Below are 17,157 nucleotides of genomic sequence, written 5' to 3'. Positions count from 1 at the left end.
CGATGGCCGTCACCGCAGAGATGTCCGACGCCGCCCGTCCGTCGACGGCCGCGTCCCGGGCGGGCGCGGCCGCGGTGGCGGCCGCCCTCGTGCTCCTGGTCGCCGCCCTCGCCGTCGCCGACATCACACAGGGGACGGCCGCTGTCGGCCCCGCAGAGGTCTGGAAGGCCCTCACCGGCCGCGCCGAGGCGTCCGACGCATCCGTCGTCGTGGCGTCGCGGCTGCCCCGGATGACCGCCGGACTCCTCGTCGGTGCCGCGCTCGGCATGGCGGGCGCCGCCCTCCAGACGGTCAGCCGCAACGTACTGGCGTCCCCCGACACCCTCGCGGTGAACGCCGGTTCCTACCTGGCGCTCGGGCTGGTCGCCGTCACCGGCACGTCGCTGCCGCTCCTCGCGTCCTCCGGGGTCGCGTTCGCCGGAGGTCTCGCGGCGGCGGCCGTCGTGCTCGCGCTGTCCGGTCTCGGGGCGGGCACCGTCCGCCTCGTACTCGCCGGAAGTGCCCTGGCCCTCGGCCTCGGATCGGTGACCCAAGGCCTGCTCCTGCTGTTCCCCGAGCAGACCGAGGGCCTCTACCAGTGGAACCAGGGCAGCATCGCCCAGAACGGGTTCGACGCCGTGGTGCGGATGGCACCCGTGGCCCTCGCCGGCCTCGCGGGGCTCCTGTTGACCGCGCGTCGGGTTGACGCCCTCGCCCTGGGCGACGACCCGGCCCGCGGACTCGGGGTTCCGGTGCGCTCCACCCGCGTCACGGTGGTCGTGTTCGCGGCCCTGCTCTCCGCGGCGGCGGTCACCCTCGCCGGTCCCATCGGATTCGTCGGACTGTGCGCCCCCGCCCTCGTCCGCCCGCTCGGGCGCCGCTTCCGCGCGTTCGGCCGCGCCCGTGCGCGTGTCCCCTTGGCGGGTCTGGCCGGTATGACGCTGGTTCTCGGGTCCGACGTGCTGCTGCGCGCCGCCGTCCCGGCGGACTCGGCGGTGCGGGTGCCCACCGGCGTGGTCACGAGCATCGTCGGCGCCGTGTTCCTGATCGGGATGGCGGTCCGGGCCCGGGACACCTCCGACGGTGCCGCGCAGGACCGGTTGCACATCCGCAGCCGGGCGGTGTTCCTCACGACCACGGCCCTCCTCGCCCTCGTACTCGTCGGCGTGACGGTCGCCGCCGTTCTGCTGGGAGACAGCCCGCTCCTGCTCGGCGACGTCGTGAACTGGTCGCAGGGCCGGGCCGGTCAGGCCGTCTCCTTCGTCCTCGACACGCGTACGCCCAGGGTGCTTGCCGCGCTTTTCGCCGGTGCGGCACTCGCGCTGGCAGGGACACTGGTGCAGGCGGCGACCCGCAACCCACTGGCCGAGCCCGGTGTCCTCGGGGTCACCGGAGGGGCCGCGCTCGGGGCCGTCATCCTCGTGACCACCGTTCCGGCCGCCGGTTCGTGGGGCGTGGCCGGTGCCGCGTTCGCGGGGGCCGCGGTGAGCGCCGTCGTCGTCTTCGGACTCGCCGCGCGCGGCGGATTCCCGCAGAGCCGACTCGTGCTGGTCGGCATCGGGTTCGCCACCGGCACCACGGCACTGATCAGTCTGCTCGTCGTCCTCACCGACCCGTTCAACGCGACGAAGGCGCTCACCTGGCTGTCGGGATCCACCTACGGGCGGACACTGCCCGACGTCCTGCCCCTCGCGGTCGTCCTCGCCGTGGGCTGTGCCGTCGCGTGGGCACGGCGCGGGGAACTGGACCTGGTGTCACTCGACGAGGACACTCCGAGGCTCCTCGGTCTGGACCTTGCGTGCGGACGGCTGGGCTTCCTTGTGCTGAGCGTGCTGCTCAGCGCCACCGCCGTCGCCGCCGCGGGAACGATCGGCTTCGTGGGGCTGGTGGCACCGCACGCGGCGCGAGCCCTCGTAGGCCGGCGGCATGTCCGGGTCGTGCCCGTCGCGGTCCTGCTCGGAGCCCTGCTCGTCTGCACGGCGGACCTGCTCGGCCGCACCGTGATCGCACCGGCCCAACTGGGTGCCGGTCTGATGACAGCCGTGATCGGAACGCCCTACTTCCTCCACCTCCTCGTCCGCAGCCGACGGTAGGGGCGGGACGCGTCCGGTCGTAGTCGTAGTCGCAGTCGCAGTCGGGTGCGGGCCCCTTCCCCGTGCGTGCCGGAGGAGGGGCTTCCGCACGGGTCGGCCGGCCCCGGTCCGCCTGAGGCGCCGGGTTGTCAGTGCCGGGTGCGAAGCTACGGGTATGGACGAGCAGATCATGCGTAAGAGGGTCTACGGAGGCGACCACGACGATCCCGACCCCGGCCCGCGGCCAGGGCGGTCGTACGTCGAACTCGTGGGCGGCCCCTTGGACGGCCTGCTCCTCGACGTCACCGGCCGGACCGCGGAACAGTTGCGCCAGGGCGTCTCGCTGCCCACGGAACTCGGCCGCTACGGGGCGGGTGGACGGGCGCTGTACGAGCCACGTGTCGATGACCCGCGCCTGTTCGACTGGGACGGTGACAGCCCGTGAGACCCCCGCGCGTGCCGGCTCCGCTTTCGGTTCCCCGTGCGTGTCCGGGCCACAACCGGTCAGGGCGCCCCGGCTGGTCCGGGCGGTCCGCAGTGCGTCCGGCACGGGGCCGGGCAGGCCGCCGCAGCTGAGGTGTCCGGCGGGAGCCCGATCCGGTCTCCGGCGCCGGTGACCGGCGGCCCGTCCCGGGCCGTACCACGACGACCTGCCGCGGAACGCGGAACGGGCCTGCCCGACCGCCGAACAGCCCCGTGCGGGAGGAGGCTAGGCCGGCACCGGGGCATCGTCGTCGGAGACGGCGGGAGCCGGGGCGACCGGGCTGTAGAAGACGGACCGTCCCTGCTTGGAGCGTTCCAGGATGCCCTGGGCGACACCCTGCTCGAGGGTGTTGCGCACGACGGTGACCTGCACCTTGCGCTTCGGGTGGGACTCGGTCAGAGCGGCGGCGACCTCGGAGGCCGACTTCGGCTCCCTCTGGCCCGCCAGATATCCGGCGATCAGCTCGCGCCAAGTCGGCTCGCCCGCAGCGCTCTTGGCAGGTGCCTTCTTCTTGGCAGCGGGCTTCCGCTCCGTCTCCACCTCGGCCTTCGCCGCGCGTGACACCTTCTGCGGCGCTGACTTGCCCTTGGGGCGGCGCGCTGCCGGCACGGACGCCGACTTACGGGACCTGGCAGCCGACGGGGTGCTCCTGGAGCTGCCGCCGAGCACCTCCTGCATCTTGCTCAGCACCTGCTCGCTGTCCTGCAGCTGGACGAGCTCGTCCTGCAGCCTGGTCAGGTCCGCACGCACGCGCTCCTGCTCACTCCGGTTCGCCGCGAGATCATCGGCGACCCTCTGCGCGTAGTCGGCGGTGACACCTGACGGGGGAGCGTTTTTGGCCATGAGTGCCTCGTTCTTCGATGTGTGTGAAACGGGTATAGCGGCTGATGCTACCCACACCAACGAAGAGAACGCCCCGGTGGACACCATCCCGACACACTCATTCCTCACTCGCAGGCCATCGCTCTTCCGGCAACTTCCCCTGACACAGGCTCCGGTGGCGTGAAGTCGACGGCCGTACGCGGCACCGAGCGTCCGCCGGATCTCCCGGCAGTCTCATGGCCGCGCGGCCCCTCCCGTGCGGCAACCCGCCGGTTCTGCCGCTCCTGGGGAGGCGTGACCGGTGTCATCCGGCGGCCGACCGCAGCCCGGTGGGAAGTGGTTCCGGTCGAGCGCCCCGGGGAGGTCCCGGACGCAGGTCCACCACCGCCTCGGGACCGGTCGGCTCCAGGAGCAGGTCATGATGGCGGCAGTGAAATGCGGGCAGGGGGGCAGACCGGTGTGCCGTCGCCGCCTGCGGACGAAGGAGAAGTGCGATGAGCGGACACGGCGCCGAAGCCGTCCGGACGGGACCGCTGCGGCAGGTGATGCGAGGGCGGGACCCCGGCGAGGCCCACCGGGCATCGACGCCGTTGGAGCTTCTGTTCGACCTGACCTTCGTGGTCGCCGTCTCCCGCGCGGCGGCACAGCTCCATCACTCGCTCACCGAGGGCCACGTCGGTGCCGGGATCGCCGCGTATGCTGCGGTGTTCTTCGCGATCTGGTGGGCGTGGATGAACTTCACCTGGTTCGCCTCCGCGTACGACACCGACGACGTGCCCTACCGGCTGCTGACACTGCTGCAGATGGCCGGCGTTCTCGTCCTGGCCTCCGGCGTGGACGCCGTGTTCACCGACCACGACTTCACCGTCGTCGTGGTCGGCTACGTCATCATGCGGGCGGCACAGATCACCCAGTGGCTCCGGGCCGCCGCGGAGCACGAGGAGGGTCGCGCCGGCGCACTGAGGTACGCCGCCGGAATCGCCGTGGTACAGGTGGCGTGGATCGCCCGGCTGTGGACCCCGGACGCATGGGCCTGGACCACCTTCCTGATCCTCGTCGCGGCAGAACTGGCCGTGCCGGCCTGGGCCGAGGCGCGGGGCGGTCCGACCACCTGGCACCCGGGTCACATCGCCGAGCGCTACGGACTGCTCACCATCATCGTCCTCGGTGAGGTGATCCTCGGCTCGCTCGCAGCCGTCCGGAGCGCGGTGGCCGGCCAGGGCCTGTCCGCGCCCGTCCTCATGATCGCCATCGGAGGGCTCCTGCTGGTCTTCTCCCTGTGGTGGCTCTACTTCACGGGAACCGACGCCGGGCTGACGACCCTGCGTACGGCCTTGATCTGGGGCTACGGCCACTACGCGGTCTTCGCCGCGCTGGCCGCGATCGGCGCCGGCCTGGAGACCGCCCTGGGCGCTGTCGAACACCACGGTCACCTCTCCGGCCGGGGGGCCGCCCTCGCGGTCGCCGTTCCCGTGGTGATCGCGCTGCTCGTGCTGGGGGCGTTGCACCGGGTCACCGCGACGGGCACCGTGGGCCACGCCCTGCCGGTGGTCACCGGCGCGCTCGTGGTGCTGGGTCTGGGCTTCGCCGTGCCGGTACTCGGAGTCGGCGGCGCCGTACTGGGGATGGGTCTGGCCATGAGCGCCACGCTGGCGGCTCACCTCTTCGCCGTACGCCACCACCGGGCCGTGAAGTGATCCACGGCCTCCCCCCGTTCGCGGCCAGACGCCTGGTAGCCGTCGCCGAGGAAGGCGGCCTCGCGTGCGCCGTCGCCCGACTGCGCCTGTTCCTCACGGCGTTGACGGGTTTGCGGTGGGCCGGCCCGTCGACAGGACGGAAGAGACCGGCGAAGCCCCGAACAGCCCTTGTGCAAGGGTGACTTTCGGCAGTTCCGGTGCGCTCCGGCGCCTGCGTACCGTGGTGCGCGTGGACAGAGCGATGATCGAAGCCGTGGCCCGGCGAGCCCTGGGGCCGGGAAGTCTGCTGACCCTCGCCGCCGCGGCCTGTGTCGGGCTCAGCGCCGCCAGCTCATGGTGGGCCCTGCCGGCGGCAGCAGCGGCGTTCTTCGCCGGGCGGGAGCCGGGCAGGACGGGACCGGCGCTCCTCGTGCTGGCCGCGGTCGTGGCGGGCGGGGTGGTGGCGGTGGCCCTGGTTCCCTCGTGGCTGCTGATGGCCGGGCGTTTCGTGGCCGTGGGGGTGGTCGCCGCGATGCTGCCCTGGTTCGTCGGCCGATTCTGGCGGCAGTACCAGGAACTCGTCCGGGCGGGCTGGGAGCGGGCCAACCGCCTGGAGCGCGAGCACCAACTCGTCGCCGAACAGGCGCGGTCCCGGGAACGGGCCAGGATCGCCCAGGACATGCACGACGTCCTGGGCCACGACCTCAGCCTCATCGCACTGTCGGCGGTGCGCTCAAGCTGGCCCCCGGGCTGGACGAGACCCATCGTGCCGCCGCAGGGGAGATCCGCGCCAGGGCGGCCGCGTCGGTGGAACGGCTCGGAGAGGTGATCGGCATCCTGCGGGAGCAGGCGGGCGACGAGCCCACGCGAGCTGCCGATACGGGCATCCGCCGACTGGTCGACGACGCCGCAGCCGTGGGGATCACCGTCAGCCTGCGGACCGAGGGGGACCCCGGCGCCGTGCCGCCCCAGGCCGCGCGGGCAGCCCACAGGGTCGTTCAGGAAGCTCTGACCAACGCGGCCAAACACGCCCCTCAGGCACCGGTGAGCGGACGAGTGGCCCACACGTCCGAGGAGACGACGGTCCACGTCCGCAACGGCCCCGCCCCGGCGGGAGGCGTCCCGGCCGGCGTTTCCCGCACGGGGCGGGGACTGATCGGCCTCGACGAGCGGGTACGTCTGGCCGGCGGCCTCTTCGGGCACGGCCCTTCCGGGGGAGGCTTCGAGGTCACCGCTCGCCTGCCGCACCGGCCCACCACCCGGCGTCCGGCCGCAACCTACGAGGTGCCGCCTCCGACACTCCCTGTCGAGCACGCACATGCCCGCAGCCGGGTGCGTCGGGCGCTGGCCACCGCCGTCGTGCTCCCTCTCACGGCATGGGCCGTCCTGAGCGCCGTGCTCATGGGGTGGGACATCCGCTCGGCCCGGATGTCCGTGCTGGACGCCGGTGTCACCCCTGACGATCGTCGGGGGCCGAAGCGGACCACCGCTCGGCCGGTGAAGCCCGTCCTCGCACAACGGGCCCACCGCTCGGCCGGTGCGGAGCACCACAGCGGAGCCCGGACCGGCCGGGCGGCCCCGTAGGCGGTCGCACGCCGCGCCGGGCCGTGCGGAGAGACGGCCCGGCACCGCTTCCCGGCCGTACGGGCCGGAGCGGGCCGCGGTCCCCGGCGTAGCCCGCGGCCCGTGCGGTGCCACTCCCGCGGACGTCCTACAGGCTGTCGCCGAACGCCTCGGCCAGTTCACGCCATTCGGCCCGTGGCAGACCGGCCCCGCCCTGGCCGTCGGTGAGTACCTGGAGCGCCACATGGTCGGCACCGGCGTCGAAGTACTCCTGTGTACGGGCCTTCACCCGCTCGGTGCCGCCGAGAGCGAAGAGGGCGTCGAGGAGCCGGACGCTGCCGCCGTCCTCGAAGTCGCTCTCCGTGAACCCCAGGCGCAGCAGGTTGTCGGTGTAGTTGGGCAGTTGGAGATACATCTGCAGCATGGTCCGCGCCGTCGTGCGGGCCCGGTCGAGGTCGGTGTCGAGCACCACCGAGAGTTCCGGTGCGAGCAGCGCGTCCGGGCCCAGGGCCTCGCGCGCCTCCGCCGTGTGCCCGGTCGTGACGAGGTAGGGGTGCGCGCCCAGTGCCCGGTCTCTCGCCAGCTCGAGCATCTTCGGGCCGAGCGCCGCGAGGACCCGGCGTCCGGAGTCCAGGGGCGGTGTCGCGGCGTCGAGCCCGTCGAGGTAGGCGACCATCGCGCTGTACGGCTTCGCGTACTGCGGGACCATCGGGCCGTGGCTGACGCCGAGACCGAGGACGAACCGCCCGCGCGCGCTCGCGTCCATGGCCGCGACACGCGAGGCCACATCCTCGGCGGTGTGGTCCCAGATGCTCAGGATGCCGGTGGCCACGGTGATGGTGCGGGTGGCCGCGACGACAGCGGCGGCGTCGTCGGGTGAGGGACTGCCCCCGATCCAGACGGTGCCGTACCCCAGCTCCTCGAGTTCGGCGACCGCCTCGGTGATCGCCCCCCTGCCGTCGCCGTCCGTCCGCGACACGTGCAGGGCGGCGCTCCAGATGCCGATCCGTCCGAACGCTTCGTCTGATGCAGAAGTCATGGTGTGATCAACCGCGGTGGGCACCCTCTATTCCCGACCGGGCGGGCGTTCATCCGTTAGGCGGCACGGCCCCGGTCCACGCGGAGGTACCGGCGGGCCACCTCGACGGAACGCCTCACGGTCTCCGGCGCGGGTTTCCCGGCCGCGGCGACGACTGCGCCCGGCCCGCTGTCCTGCGCGCCACCGGCGCCCACCCTCTCCGGTCCCGGCCGGCAGACGGTCATCACCGGCGTACGGCGGACGACCTCGTGAAGGACAACGCCTTCACCGCAACGCGTTCGCGCGGGACCCGCGCCGGAGGGGACCGGCCCTCAGTCCACCTCGGGCAGGTGGCCCGACTCCAGAGTCCGCAGCGCGCGCGAGGCGTCGAACGGCAGGATCGTCACCGCTACGTGCGGCAGGTGGACCAGCGCCTTCGCCATCGCCTCGCCGGTCCCGCGGTGGAGCAGCTTGCCGAGAGCGCCGGCGTACAGCCGCCGGGGCACGAGCACGGTCAGCGACGTCTCCCCGTCCCGGGTGGTGCGTACGGCCAGTTCCCGCATCGCCTGGCGCAGCCGGCGGTCCGGGCAGGCCACCAGCTCCAGCGGCACGGATGTCGCGGACGTCGACTCCCAGACGGCCGACAGATGTCGTGCGTGGGTCTCGTCGATCGCGAGGTGCACGGCCTGGATCTCGTCGGGCCTGAGTTCATGGGCGTACCGCAGGGCCTTCAGCGTAGCCAGGTCCAGCGTGTCCACGAGGACGAACACCCGGTGGCGGCGCGCCCCCGGGCGGTCGGCGCCCGGCGGCAGCCGCTGCAGGGCGGCGGTCTCGCGCCGGTACTCGCGGTTGATGCGGATCAGCGCCCAGACACCGAGCGGGAAGACCACGACGACCAGCCAGGCGCCCTCGGTGAACTTGGTGAACGCGAAGATCAGTACCACTGCCGCGGAGACGGCCGCCGCGAGCACGTTGACCGTGATCTTCGACCGGCGCCAGGGCTCACGCCGCCGCAGGTGGTACGCGGTGAGTCCGGCCCCGGCCATGGTGAAGGCGGTGAACACCCCGATCGCGTACAGGGCCACCAGTCTGTCCACGCTGGCGCCCGTGGCGAGCAGCAGCGCCAGCGAGACGACGGTGAGCGCGATGATGCCGTTGGAGAACGCGAGCCGGTGGCCCCGCCGGGTCAGCAGCCGCGGCAGGAACCGGTCCTCCGCGACGAAGCTGGCCAGGATCGGAAAGCCGGTGAACGGTGTGTTGGCACCGGTGTAGAGGACCAGTGCGGTCGCCAGCTGTACGAAGACGAGGCCGGCCGTGCCCAGCGGCCCCTGACCGAAGGCGAGGTGCGCCTCCTGAGCGATGACGGTCGGGGTGCCGTCGGTGTACGGCACGGCGTGCGTGAAGTGCGCGAGCGTGGAGACACCGAGGACCAGGACGGCCAGGACGACGCTCATGGTGATGAGGGTGTGCCGCGCATTGCGGCCCTGCGGTTCGCGGAAGGTGGAGATGCCGTTGGAGATCGCTTCGAGCCCGGTGAGGGACGAACCACCGTTGGCGAACGAGCGCAGCACGATGAAGAGCGTGGCACCCTGCAGCCAGCCGTTCCCCGGGGTACCCAGCGGCACGACACCGGCGGCCCGGAGGTCGGCCTGCGGCAGGTCGCCCGCGAGCCCGCGTACGGTCGCGACGAGGAGGACGAGGCCGATGGCGGCCATGAAGAGATAGGCGGGCAGCGCGAACATCCTGCCCGCCTCGCGGACTCCGCGCAGATTGCCGTACGCGAGCAGCATGATGACCGCAACGGAGACCGGCAGCTGCAGATGGTCCAGCCCCGTCCAGCTGTTGCCGACGAGGTGGGCGAGCGAGATGAGGGCGTTGGTGCCGGCTGACACCTGGACCGCGACGGTGACGATGTAGTCCACGAGCAGCGCCACGGCGGCGATCTGCGCCACGTTCGGGCCGAAGTTCTCCCGGGCGACCACGTACGAGCCGCCCGCCCGCGTGTAGATGGTGACCACATCGCTGTAGCAGAGCGTCAGGAGCAGCAGCACCAGCAGGATCGCACCGGTCACCGGCATGACCACGGTGAACGCTGCGGCCCCGATGACCGGCACCAGCACGCGGAGGATCTGCTCGGATCCGTATGCCGACGAGCTGATGCAGTCGGAGGCGAGCACCCCGAGCGCCGTCCGGTTGCCCAGCTTCTCGTCGCGGATGTGCTGAGTGGTGAGCGGCTTCCCGAGGAGGCGTCGCTTGACGCGGTACATCGGCCGGTCGAGGGTCATGCGTCCATGAGAACGACTGCACGCTCCCGAGCGGCGCAGGCACCACGGGCGGGCACTCGGACGGCATCGCGCCCCGCGTCATGGAAGAGGGACGAACCGGTCCGTACTCGCGCCCGGGGGCGTTCCGGCAGGCGGGGCCCGAGGCCCGGCCGACGCGAACGTCACCTCCCGCCCACGAGCCGGCCCGTGGGGGGCGGCGACACGACGCACCGTTCTCGCGGGTGTCCCCGCCCGCTTCATGAGCCACCGTGCCCTTCCCTTGCCTCGCGCGTACGTCGCACGCGTGTGTACCCGCACGGGCGACGAGGGGCGTCAGTCCCGCCTGACCACGCAGAGGGCCCAGATGATGAAGCCCGAGATCGCGATCATCACCACCGACCAGACGGGGGCGTAGGGGAGGGAGAGGAAGTTCGCGATGATCACGAGCGCGCCGATGGCGACACCACCGACACGGGCCCACGTCGCGGTACGGACCAGTCCGACGCTGACGATCACGGCGAGTACTCCCAGGACGAGGTGGATCCAGCCCCAGCTGGTCAGGTCGAACTTGAAGGTGTAGTTCGGCGTGGTGACGAAGACGTCGTCCTTGGCGATCGCCATGATGCCTCGGCAGATGTCGAGCACTCCGACGACCAGGAGCAGGACGCCCCCGGCGACCGTCAGACCTCCCGCCCACTCCTGCCTCTCCGGCTGCGCGTGCCGTGTGTGTGTCGCGGTCATGATGGGTCCTCATCTCTGTCGGGGCGCACGCTCAGCGCCCGGCGGCGGTGGTGCCGCCCGTCTCCGGGGGGCCGGCATGCCCGTGGCCGGCCAGTATCAGGGTCTTCGCCCTGCTGAACTCCTCGTCCGTGATGTCGCCGCGGGCGCGTATCTCGGACAGCTTGGCGAGATCGTCGACACTGCTGCTCCGGTCACCGCCCTCGGTCGCCTGCCTGATACGGGCGTCGAAGGCTTCCTGCTGCGCCCGGGCGTGCCTGATCTCCCGGCGGCCCATGTCCCTGCCGCGGGCGACCACGTAGGCGAAGACACCCAGGAAGGGCAGGAGGACGGTGAGCGCCAGCCACCCTGTCTTCGCCCACCCGCTCAGGGCGTCGTCCCGGAAGATGTCGGTGACGACGCGGAAGAGCAGGATGAACCAGAGGATCCACAGGAAGAACAGGAGCATGCTCCAGAAGACGCTCAGGATCGGATAGTCGTACGCCAGGTAGGTCTGTGCGGCCACGTCTGCACCCATGTCGTTCCTCCGTCCCGGCGCCCACCTGGCCGCCGCTCGGTGTCCTTCCCAGTGTGGGCGCGGAAGCGTCCGGTCGCCTCTTGCGCGGGTGAGGCTACGGGGATCCGGGAGGCCCGGCCCAGGCCGCTCAGGGCCGCCGCAGAGGTGACAGGGTTCTCCGGCCTTTCCTGCGGTCGTGCGCCTGCGGACCGGTCCGCGGTCCACCCGTTCGGGTGACCTGCGGCCTCGGGCGTGATGTGTGCAGCGGACCGGGCAGTGCGATGCCAGGGGGGCAGGGGGCAGCCCCACGCGGTGGCGGCCCCGTCCCGGCCCGCCGCTCCGGTACGTCGCCGCTCGCGCGCGCTCGGTCCCTCCGCGACCAGCGGTGAGCTTCCCCGCTCGCGCGGGGCCGGCTCACCGCGTGGCGCCGGGCCGGGCATGACCAGTCCGCCGCCGGTGCCTTGAGGAGTGCGGTGGAGGACAGCAGGGGCCGGATCCCCGGGCGGGCACCGAGGAACGGTCTCCGCAGCCCCTCACGCCGGGCGTCCAGGAGCAGCCTGACCGACGAGTGTGCGAGCCCCCTGCGCCGTCGCCCGCCTCCAGCGCGGCCCGGGCCCTGCCAGGCGCTACCCGGACGGTCGTGGTCACCGCCGGACCGGCCCCGCACCCCCCGTGATGCCGGCGAGCGCGTCGGCCGCCGCATCCGGACGGCCTGCGGCGAGCAGCATGGTCCCGTACACATCCACCGGCCGGGATCCTGCCCTGACGGCACGGGGACAGGTCACTCAGCGCGCCTCACGGCCCGCGCCAGAGGTTGGCGAAGGCGGCGTTCTCGATGGTCCGCCTCTGGCGTACGGCCTCCAGCTCCATCACCGCGTCATGAACGGCGGCCACCACGGTCGCCACCGCCTCGTCGTCCAGGCCGCGTTCGTCGTCGTCCCCTTCGGCGTCGATACCCACGGCCGAGGCGAGGGCGGCCAGGACCGGATCCCCTCCCTTCCAGCGCTCACAAGCCCTGCGGCGGGCAGGCGTATCGACCGGTTCCACTGCTTTCGATCCGAAGGACAGCCGGCCGCCCCGCTTGCGGGCCAGCTCACCCTCTTCCTCCAGTGCGGCCTGATACGTGGCCGAGAGATCCCGGCCCCGGCGCCACAGCCAGTCCTCGATCCGCTCGTAGGGCGGCTGCCGGGCGAGCTGCGCCGCAGCCTCGTCGAGAAGCCGATCGTCCGGCGGGGGCGGCAGGTCCGGCACGATGCGGTCGTCGTCCACAGCAACGCCCCCCGTAGCGATGAGATCGATCAGCTCGGCACCCGCGAGGGCGAGTGACAGGTCGCCCTGCCCCACGGTGTGCTCGGGCCCCGGACCCATGGCGATGATGAACAGGTCTTTCGCCGTGGTCATGAACGGCTCCCCTCGGAGACATCGACGCAAGTGCGCCCCACCTGCCGGCCCACATCCGGAGCTGGTGCGACGGTGGGACGGCCCTTCCGACCAGTATCCTCTCCGCCCGGGCAGCCTGAAGGCGCCCGGAAGACCTGTTCGAACGGCGCTTCGAGCGAGTGATGTTCGCCGGGCGCTGACATCTGCCCCTCCACCCGGCCGGGGAGTCCCGCACCCACGGCGTCTGCTGGTCGAGGAAGCAGCCCACGCCGCAGACATCCTGCACAGCACCCGCCGCCACTCCATCGTCTCGGTCGCCGAACAGCATGAGGCCAGCTCCCCCAGGGCTCGGCCAACCGCACCAGTCAACTCACCGTGTCCGTAGTTCTCTCCGCCGCCAGGGAGCGGATGCGGGGTATCGGTGAGGGCAACAGCCACAGCAGCGACAGGGCTCCGCCGACGGCGGCCACGAGAAGGGTGGCCCGCAGGCCGACGAGGGTGGCCAGGAGGCCGCCGACGATGGCGCCTACTGGCCGTATCCCGTAATTGATCGTGCTGTACGCACCGGCCACGCGACTGCGGAGGCCGTCAGGGATGACAGAGGTCTGCAGGGCGTTGAGGTTGACGTCGAACAGCATGACCCCGAAGCCGGACAGGAACTCGCACGCGGCCAGAGCCCCGACGCGGAGCCAGAACGGGCCGTCCGCGGCGGCAGCGATGGCGATTGGCGCGGGGAAGAGGACCGCTCCCACCATGATGCTGCGCCCCACCCCGAACCGCCGCGAGAGGTGCGGAGTGACCAGAGCTCCGAGGAGGGAACCCGTCGCCCCGACGCCGAACGCGCTACCGATGACTCCCGCGGACAGTCCGAGGGTCCGGCTGGCGAACAGCACCATCAGCCCACTGCCCGCGAGGAAGGTGAAGAAGTTGACGGTCGCCGCGCATCCGAGACTGGCCCGCAGCACGGGGTGACGGACGACGAGTGCCAGTCCCTCCCTCGCGCGCCGCAGGAGCGGAGGCGCGGAGGCGTCGGCTGCCATGGGCGGTTCCAGGACCGACACGCGACCGATCAGGACCGCCGATGCCAGAAAGGTCAGGGCGTCGACGGCGAGTGTGACGGGAGCGGTGAGGGCCTGGACCAGGGCGCCGCCGACGGCCGGCCCCGCGACATGTGAGGCGGATCGGCCGGCGCTCAGTTTGCTGTTCGCGTCGACGTAGGACGCGCGTGGCACGAGACCTGCGAAGAACGGCGGATAAGCGGTGTTGAACAGTACTCCCGCAGCGCCCGTGAGCAACGCCACGGCATACAGCTGACCGAGCGTCACCACCCCGAGCAGGTGAGCCGTCGGGACGCTCAGCAGGACTGCGGCGCGCACCAGGTCGGCGATGATCATCAGGCTGCGCTTGCGGGCCCGGTGGTCGACCCAGGCCCCGAGGAAGAGCGCGAGCAGGTTCGGGACCCAGATGAGGGCGGTCAGCCACGCTACCTGGTTGGCCGAAGCGGTGAGGGCGCCTACGGCGATCAATGGCAGGGCCAGTTCGGTGATCCGGTCGCCGAACTGGGAGACCGTGTTTCCGGCCCAGAAGCGGCGGAACCGTTGATCCCGCCACAGGGATATCGCAGCGATCCGGCCCGGGCCGCTCACAGGGTCTGCCCGGTCTGCTCCTCTGCGTCTTCCGGCAGGACGTACCGCAGCAGTTGGACACCGCGGACGTCGGCCGGCCGCTCGGCCGGGTCCCGAGTGACGTACGGCGCGAGGACCCTCTCGATCCCCTCCTCGATGGCGGCGAGTTCCTCGGCCGAAACGACGAGGCGGGTGTGGGCCAGCCCGGCCGTCCGGCGCCACGCCGGATCGAGTTCGGGCTCCACCTCGGCAGCCCACCGGCTCGGCAGATCGGCGTAGCGCAGGAACATCTGCTGTGACAGCGCCCGTGCGGCCGACCGGCCCTCTTCGTCTCCCGGGTCCTGCGGCGCCTCGAACCGGAAGCCGCGGGCCGCCGCCTCCCACATCCGCCGGCGGCGGTCCGAGCCGGGCTCGCTGTCGCGAACCAGTCCGAAGCCGGCCAGGTGCCGCAGATGCCAGCTGGTCACCGACGGCGTCGCCCCCACGTCCGGCGCGAGCTGGGTCGCGGTCGCAGGGCCGTACCGCAGCAGCCGGTCAAGGATCGCCAGCCGCACCGGATGCGCCAACGCACGCATCGCTTGCGGGTCACTGATCTCGATATCGCCCAAGCAGTTAGGGGAGTCCATGACGTGAGAGTGTCCTCTCGTAATATGTGAGAGTCAACTCTCATATCGCCACGATGTGAAAAGGTCTCACGCGGTGATCCGCATGCCGACGACCGAGAAGTGGCCTCCCGGCATGGCACCCCCACCGGCCGGGCATCTCCCCTCGCTCGTGCCCCGTCACCGTGCGACGGGCTCACCTGATCTTCCGCACGGCTCTCGGGCTTCGACCGGGAGCAGCACCGGAATGTCGGCCGCAACGTGTGGCCGCCGGGCCGGTGGGGATGTCCGTGGCGAGGCGTGTGCGTGTGGTCAGGGCCACCGGCCCGGCGACTTCGTAGGACTCGGCGTGGTCGATGGTGGGGGCACCGGGAGGCGAGCGTTCGCTGTGCCCGCGGCCGGACCGATGCTCCCGAGGATGCGGCCGGGTGACAGGACCCGGCCCCTCGAACTCCGCCGGACGGCAGGCGCCCTGCGGCACGGGGGCGAGGGGTGCCGCAGTAAGCGTGAGTGCCCCCGCTGACTCGTGGCGCCCGGACAACTGCTGCGACCGATGCGGGTGTTAGCTTCTTCCTTGTGGCGGACTACCAGGACGGGACCAGGGCGGCCTACGACGGGGTCGTCGAGCTCTATGCGTCGATGTTCGCCGACCGGCTGGAGACTCAGCCGTTCGCGCGGGCCATGGTCGGTACCTTCGCCGAGCTGGTGCGCGGGACGGGCAATCTGCGGGCAGCCGACGTCGGGTGCGGACCGGGGCATCTGACGGCGATGCTGCACGACTTGGGGCTGGACGCCTTCGGAATCGATCTCTCCCCGGCCATGATCGCCCACGCTCGGCGGGCACATCCGGCGCTGCGCTACGACGAGGCGAGGATGGAGGCTCTGCCGGTCGAGGACCGTGCGCTCGGCGGAGTGCTGGCCCACTACTCGATGATCCACACCCTGCCCGGGGAGCTCCCCGCGCTGCTCGCCGAACAGGTGCGTGTCCTGGCGCCCGGGGGGATCCTCCTCGTCTCGTTCTTCGGGACCGAGGGGACGGAGCCGGTCCGATTCGATCACAAGGTGGCGCCTGCCTACAGCTGGCCGGCCGACCGGTTCGCCAACTTGCTGACCGCGGCCGGGCTCTCCGTGGTCGCTCGGCTGCTTCACGATCCGGTCTCCGAACGCGGCTTCCTCGACACCCACGTGCTGGCCCGCCGCCCCTGAGACCGGACAGGCCCGCGCGCGTCCCTCCGAGGGCCGGCTCAACCGGAGGGCGTGACGGGGGCCGTGGGCCGAACCACCGCTCGGCGGCGCCGGGTCCCTTGAGCCGTTCTAGCGCCTGGTCTTCCGCGCCCCTCCCGGTCGGGAATGCGCCCGTGGCGGCGATCTCCTGTGCGTACCGGGGTGGCGGCACCGCCACGGCGGCCCGCCACTGCGCCCACTGGGCGGTCGAGTGGGTGGGCGCGAGGGGCGCCAGGCCGGCTGACGACCGCACGCTGCCGGGGTGACCGATGGCACCTCTGGCTCCCACCCCTGTCACACGAACGATCTCGCGGCCCTGTTCGGCGATCTCTCTCCGGCGGCCCCATCCGCCTGGCTGGTCAGGTGGGGGCGCGCACCCGGCGTACGGGGGCTCGACGTGATCTTCACATGCTTCTGGTGTGCGCGGGCGTACGCCGGAGGCTATCCGAAAACGTGCGGTGCATATCCAGTTCTAACCGCACCATACGGACATCTGGTGGCCGAATGTTTCCGCAGAGGGCTCTTCGGTAAATCCCTGGCGTGGTCGTGCCTCCTGTCGGCTCATTGCCTACGTGCGGGCAATCTGGTGAATGCGCGCCTTTCCTTGCCCCCGGTCCTCTAATGTGATTGGCGTGAACGGGTGCTGTCGGGTTAACCCTGGATCGGTCAGAGAGTGGGGGTTCGGCGCGGTGGCGCGGAATGACCGACACGATTGGCCTGGGCACAGTTGATGGACATGACGTGGAAAGCGTGAGAACAGGTGGGGGGACGGCCGTGACCAATCCTTTCGATGACGAGTCGGGACGGTTCGTGGCGCTGGTGAACGACGAGGGTCAGTATTCCCTGTGGCCCTCGCATATCGAGGTTCCGGGTGGCTGGCGCGTCTATGGGTCCGAAGGGACGCGCCAGGAATGTCTGGACGTCATAGAAGGAGCCTGGACCGATATGCGCCCCGCCAGTCTGGTGCGGGCGATGGGAGCCGACGCCGGATAGGACGACGGCCGGACGTCGAGGTGTTTCCCCAAGTCAAGCGGCATGGGGGTGCAGCGATCTGATCAGTTTCGCTCTTCCGTGAGCGAAACTGATCAGACGTGATCAAGTGGTTGCCGCCTATTTTCGAATCTGCCTATTTCGCCTGCGCATGCTTTTTTCCGTGCCATGGAAGGCAGTCTTGGGACCCGCCCGCCCATGACGCACGCGAGACGACGCGAGGC

Annotated in this window: 15 protein-coding genes; 7 read left to right on the top strand and 8 right to left on the bottom strand. The window is 71.5% G+C overall.

Annotation, left to right across the window (positions count from 1 at the left end; all coding sequences use genetic code 11):
• Window positions 1-2 precede the first annotated feature (2 nt).
• Window positions 3-2,072 (top strand): iron ABC transporter permease, encoded by a 2,070-nt coding sequence (locus ACH4VO_RS09500; protein ID WP_360988606.1) that lies wholly within the window; start codon window positions 3-5, stop codon window positions 2,070-2,072.
• 154 nt (window positions 2,073-2,226) lie between these two features.
• Window positions 2,227-2,496 carry a hypothetical protein gene (locus tag ACH4VO_RS09495; protein ID WP_360988608.1) on the top strand — a complete coding sequence of 90 codons (270 nt, stop codon included), beginning with the start codon at window positions 2,227-2,229 and terminating at the stop codon, window positions 2,494-2,496.
• Between the two features lie 264 nt (window positions 2,497-2,760).
• Here ACH4VO_RS09495 and ACH4VO_RS09490 read toward each other — a convergent pair whose 3' ends face one another.
• Window positions 2,761-3,378: a hypothetical protein gene (locus ACH4VO_RS09490; RefSeq protein ID WP_360988610.1), complete on the bottom strand. Its 618-nt coding sequence runs from the start codon at window positions 3,376-3,378 to the stop codon at window positions 2,761-2,763.
• A gap of 473 nt (window positions 3,379-3,851) precedes the next feature.
• On the opposite strand from ACH4VO_RS09490, the gene ACH4VO_RS09485 reads away from it, so the two are divergent.
• The 3 genes from ACH4VO_RS09485 (at window position 3,852) to ACH4VO_RS09475 (ending at window position 6,617) form a co-directional block, all read left to right on the top strand.
• Entirely contained in the window at window positions 3,852-5,054 is a 1,203-nt protein-coding gene (locus ACH4VO_RS09485; protein WP_360988612.1) for a low temperature requirement protein A, read from the top strand.
• A gap of 229 nt (window positions 5,055-5,283) precedes the next feature.
• Complete coding sequence (locus ACH4VO_RS09480; protein WP_360988614.1) at window positions 5,284-5,862, top strand: histidine kinase; 579 nt, start codon at window positions 5,284-5,286, stop codon at window positions 5,860-5,862.
• Window positions 5,841-6,617, top strand: coding sequence for a hypothetical protein (locus ACH4VO_RS09475; RefSeq protein ID WP_360988616.1), 777 nt, complete (start codon window positions 5,841-5,843; stop codon window positions 6,615-6,617). The genes ACH4VO_RS09480 and ACH4VO_RS09475 overlap by 22 nt, the downstream gene beginning before the upstream one ends.
• A 127-nt stretch (window positions 6,618-6,744) precedes the next feature.
• Here the strand turns inward: ACH4VO_RS09475 and ACH4VO_RS09470 are convergent, their stop codons facing one another.
• The 7 genes from ACH4VO_RS09470 to ACH4VO_RS09440 form a co-directional block, all read right to left on the bottom strand.
• The gene (locus ACH4VO_RS09470) at window positions 6,745-7,635 is read right to left on the bottom strand and encodes an LLM class F420-dependent oxidoreductase (protein ID WP_360988618.1); all 891 of its coding nucleotides are present in this window, start codon (window positions 7,633-7,635) and stop codon (window positions 6,745-6,747) included.
• A gap of 311 nt (window positions 7,636-7,946) precedes the next feature.
• A complete protein-coding gene (locus tag ACH4VO_RS09465) occupies window positions 7,947-9,899 on the bottom strand; it encodes an APC family permease (RefSeq protein ID WP_360988620.1) in 1,953 nt (650 codons plus the stop codon).
• Between the two features lie 312 nt (window positions 9,900-10,211).
• On the bottom strand, window positions 10,212-10,619 hold the full coding sequence (locus ACH4VO_RS09460) for a hypothetical protein (RefSeq protein WP_360988622.1): 408 nt from the start codon (window positions 10,617-10,619) through the stop codon (window positions 10,212-10,214).
• Between the two features lie 31 nt (window positions 10,620-10,650).
• A complete protein-coding gene (locus ACH4VO_RS09455) occupies window positions 10,651-11,121 on the bottom strand; it encodes an SHOCT domain-containing protein (RefSeq protein ID WP_360988829.1) in 471 nt (156 codons plus the stop codon).
• Between the two features lie 786 nt (window positions 11,122-11,907).
• Entirely contained in the window at window positions 11,908-12,513 is a 606-nt protein-coding gene (locus ACH4VO_RS09450; RefSeq protein ID WP_360988624.1) for a GPP34 family phosphoprotein, read from the bottom strand.
• 344 nt (window positions 12,514-12,857) lie between these two features.
• Window positions 12,858-14,138, bottom strand: coding sequence for an MFS transporter (locus ACH4VO_RS09445; protein WP_360988626.1), 1,281 nt, complete (start codon window positions 14,136-14,138; stop codon window positions 12,858-12,860).
• Window positions 14,135-14,743 (bottom strand): helix-turn-helix domain-containing protein, encoded by a 609-nt coding sequence (locus ACH4VO_RS09440; protein WP_360988628.1) that lies wholly within the window; start codon window positions 14,741-14,743, stop codon window positions 14,135-14,137. Before ACH4VO_RS09440 ends, ACH4VO_RS09445 begins: the two co-directional genes overlap by 4 nt.
• A 552-nt stretch (window positions 14,744-15,295) precedes the next feature.
• Between ACH4VO_RS09440 and ACH4VO_RS09435 the strand changes: the two genes are divergently transcribed.
• Together ACH4VO_RS09435 and ACH4VO_RS09430 are read left to right on the top strand one after the other, a co-directional pair.
• Window positions 15,296-15,925 (top strand): methyltransferase domain-containing protein, encoded by a 630-nt coding sequence (locus tag ACH4VO_RS09435; RefSeq protein ID WP_360988630.1) that lies wholly within the window; start codon window positions 15,296-15,298, stop codon window positions 15,923-15,925.
• A 792-nt stretch (window positions 15,926-16,717) separates the two neighbouring features.
• Window positions 16,718-16,936, top strand: coding sequence for an MbtH family protein (locus ACH4VO_RS09430; protein ID WP_360988832.1), 219 nt, complete (start codon window positions 16,718-16,720; stop codon window positions 16,934-16,936).
• The last annotated feature ends 221 nt before the right edge of the window (window positions 16,937-17,157 follow it).

It is taken from the genome of Streptomyces sp. NPDC020780, assembly GCF_044334475.1.
Lineage (GTDB): Bacteria > Actinomycetota > Actinomycetes > Streptomycetales > Streptomycetaceae > Streptomyces.
This window is presented reverse-complemented; position numbering and strand designations above follow the sequence as displayed.

What these genes read in the sequence shown, in the direction of transcription:
- ACH4VO_RS09440 (WP_360988628.1), bottom strand. Translation starts at nt 14,743, where the DNA reads ATGGACTCCCCTAACTGCTTGGGCGATATCGAGATCAGTGACCCGCAA.
- ACH4VO_RS09465 (WP_360988620.1), bottom strand. Translation starts at nt 9,899, where the DNA reads ATGACCCTCGACCGGCCGATGTACCGCGTCAAGCGACGCCTCCTCGGG.
- ACH4VO_RS09495 (WP_360988608.1), top strand. Translation starts at nt 2,227, where the DNA reads ATGGACGAGCAGATCATGCGTAAGAGGGTCTACGGAGGCGACCACGAC.
- ACH4VO_RS09460 (WP_360988622.1), bottom strand. Translation starts at nt 10,619, where the DNA reads ATGACCGCGACACACACACGGCACGCGCAGCCGGAGAGGCAGGAGTGG.
- ACH4VO_RS09485 (WP_360988612.1), top strand. Translation starts at nt 3,852, where the DNA reads ATGAGCGGACACGGCGCCGAAGCCGTCCGGACGGGACCGCTGCGGCAG.
- ACH4VO_RS09470 (WP_360988618.1), bottom strand. Translation starts at nt 7,635, where the DNA reads ATGACTTCTGCATCAGACGAAGCGTTCGGACGGATCGGCATCTGGAGC.
- ACH4VO_RS09490 (WP_360988610.1), bottom strand. Translation starts at nt 3,378, where the DNA reads ATGGCCAAAAACGCTCCCCCGTCAGGTGTCACCGCCGACTACGCGCAG.
- ACH4VO_RS09450 (WP_360988624.1), bottom strand. Translation starts at nt 12,513, where the DNA reads ATGACCACGGCGAAAGACCTGTTCATCATCGCCATGGGTCCGGGGCCC.
- ACH4VO_RS09500 (WP_360988606.1), top strand. Translation starts at nt 3, where the DNA reads ATGGCCGTCACCGCAGAGATGTCCGACGCCGCCCGTCCGTCGACGGCC.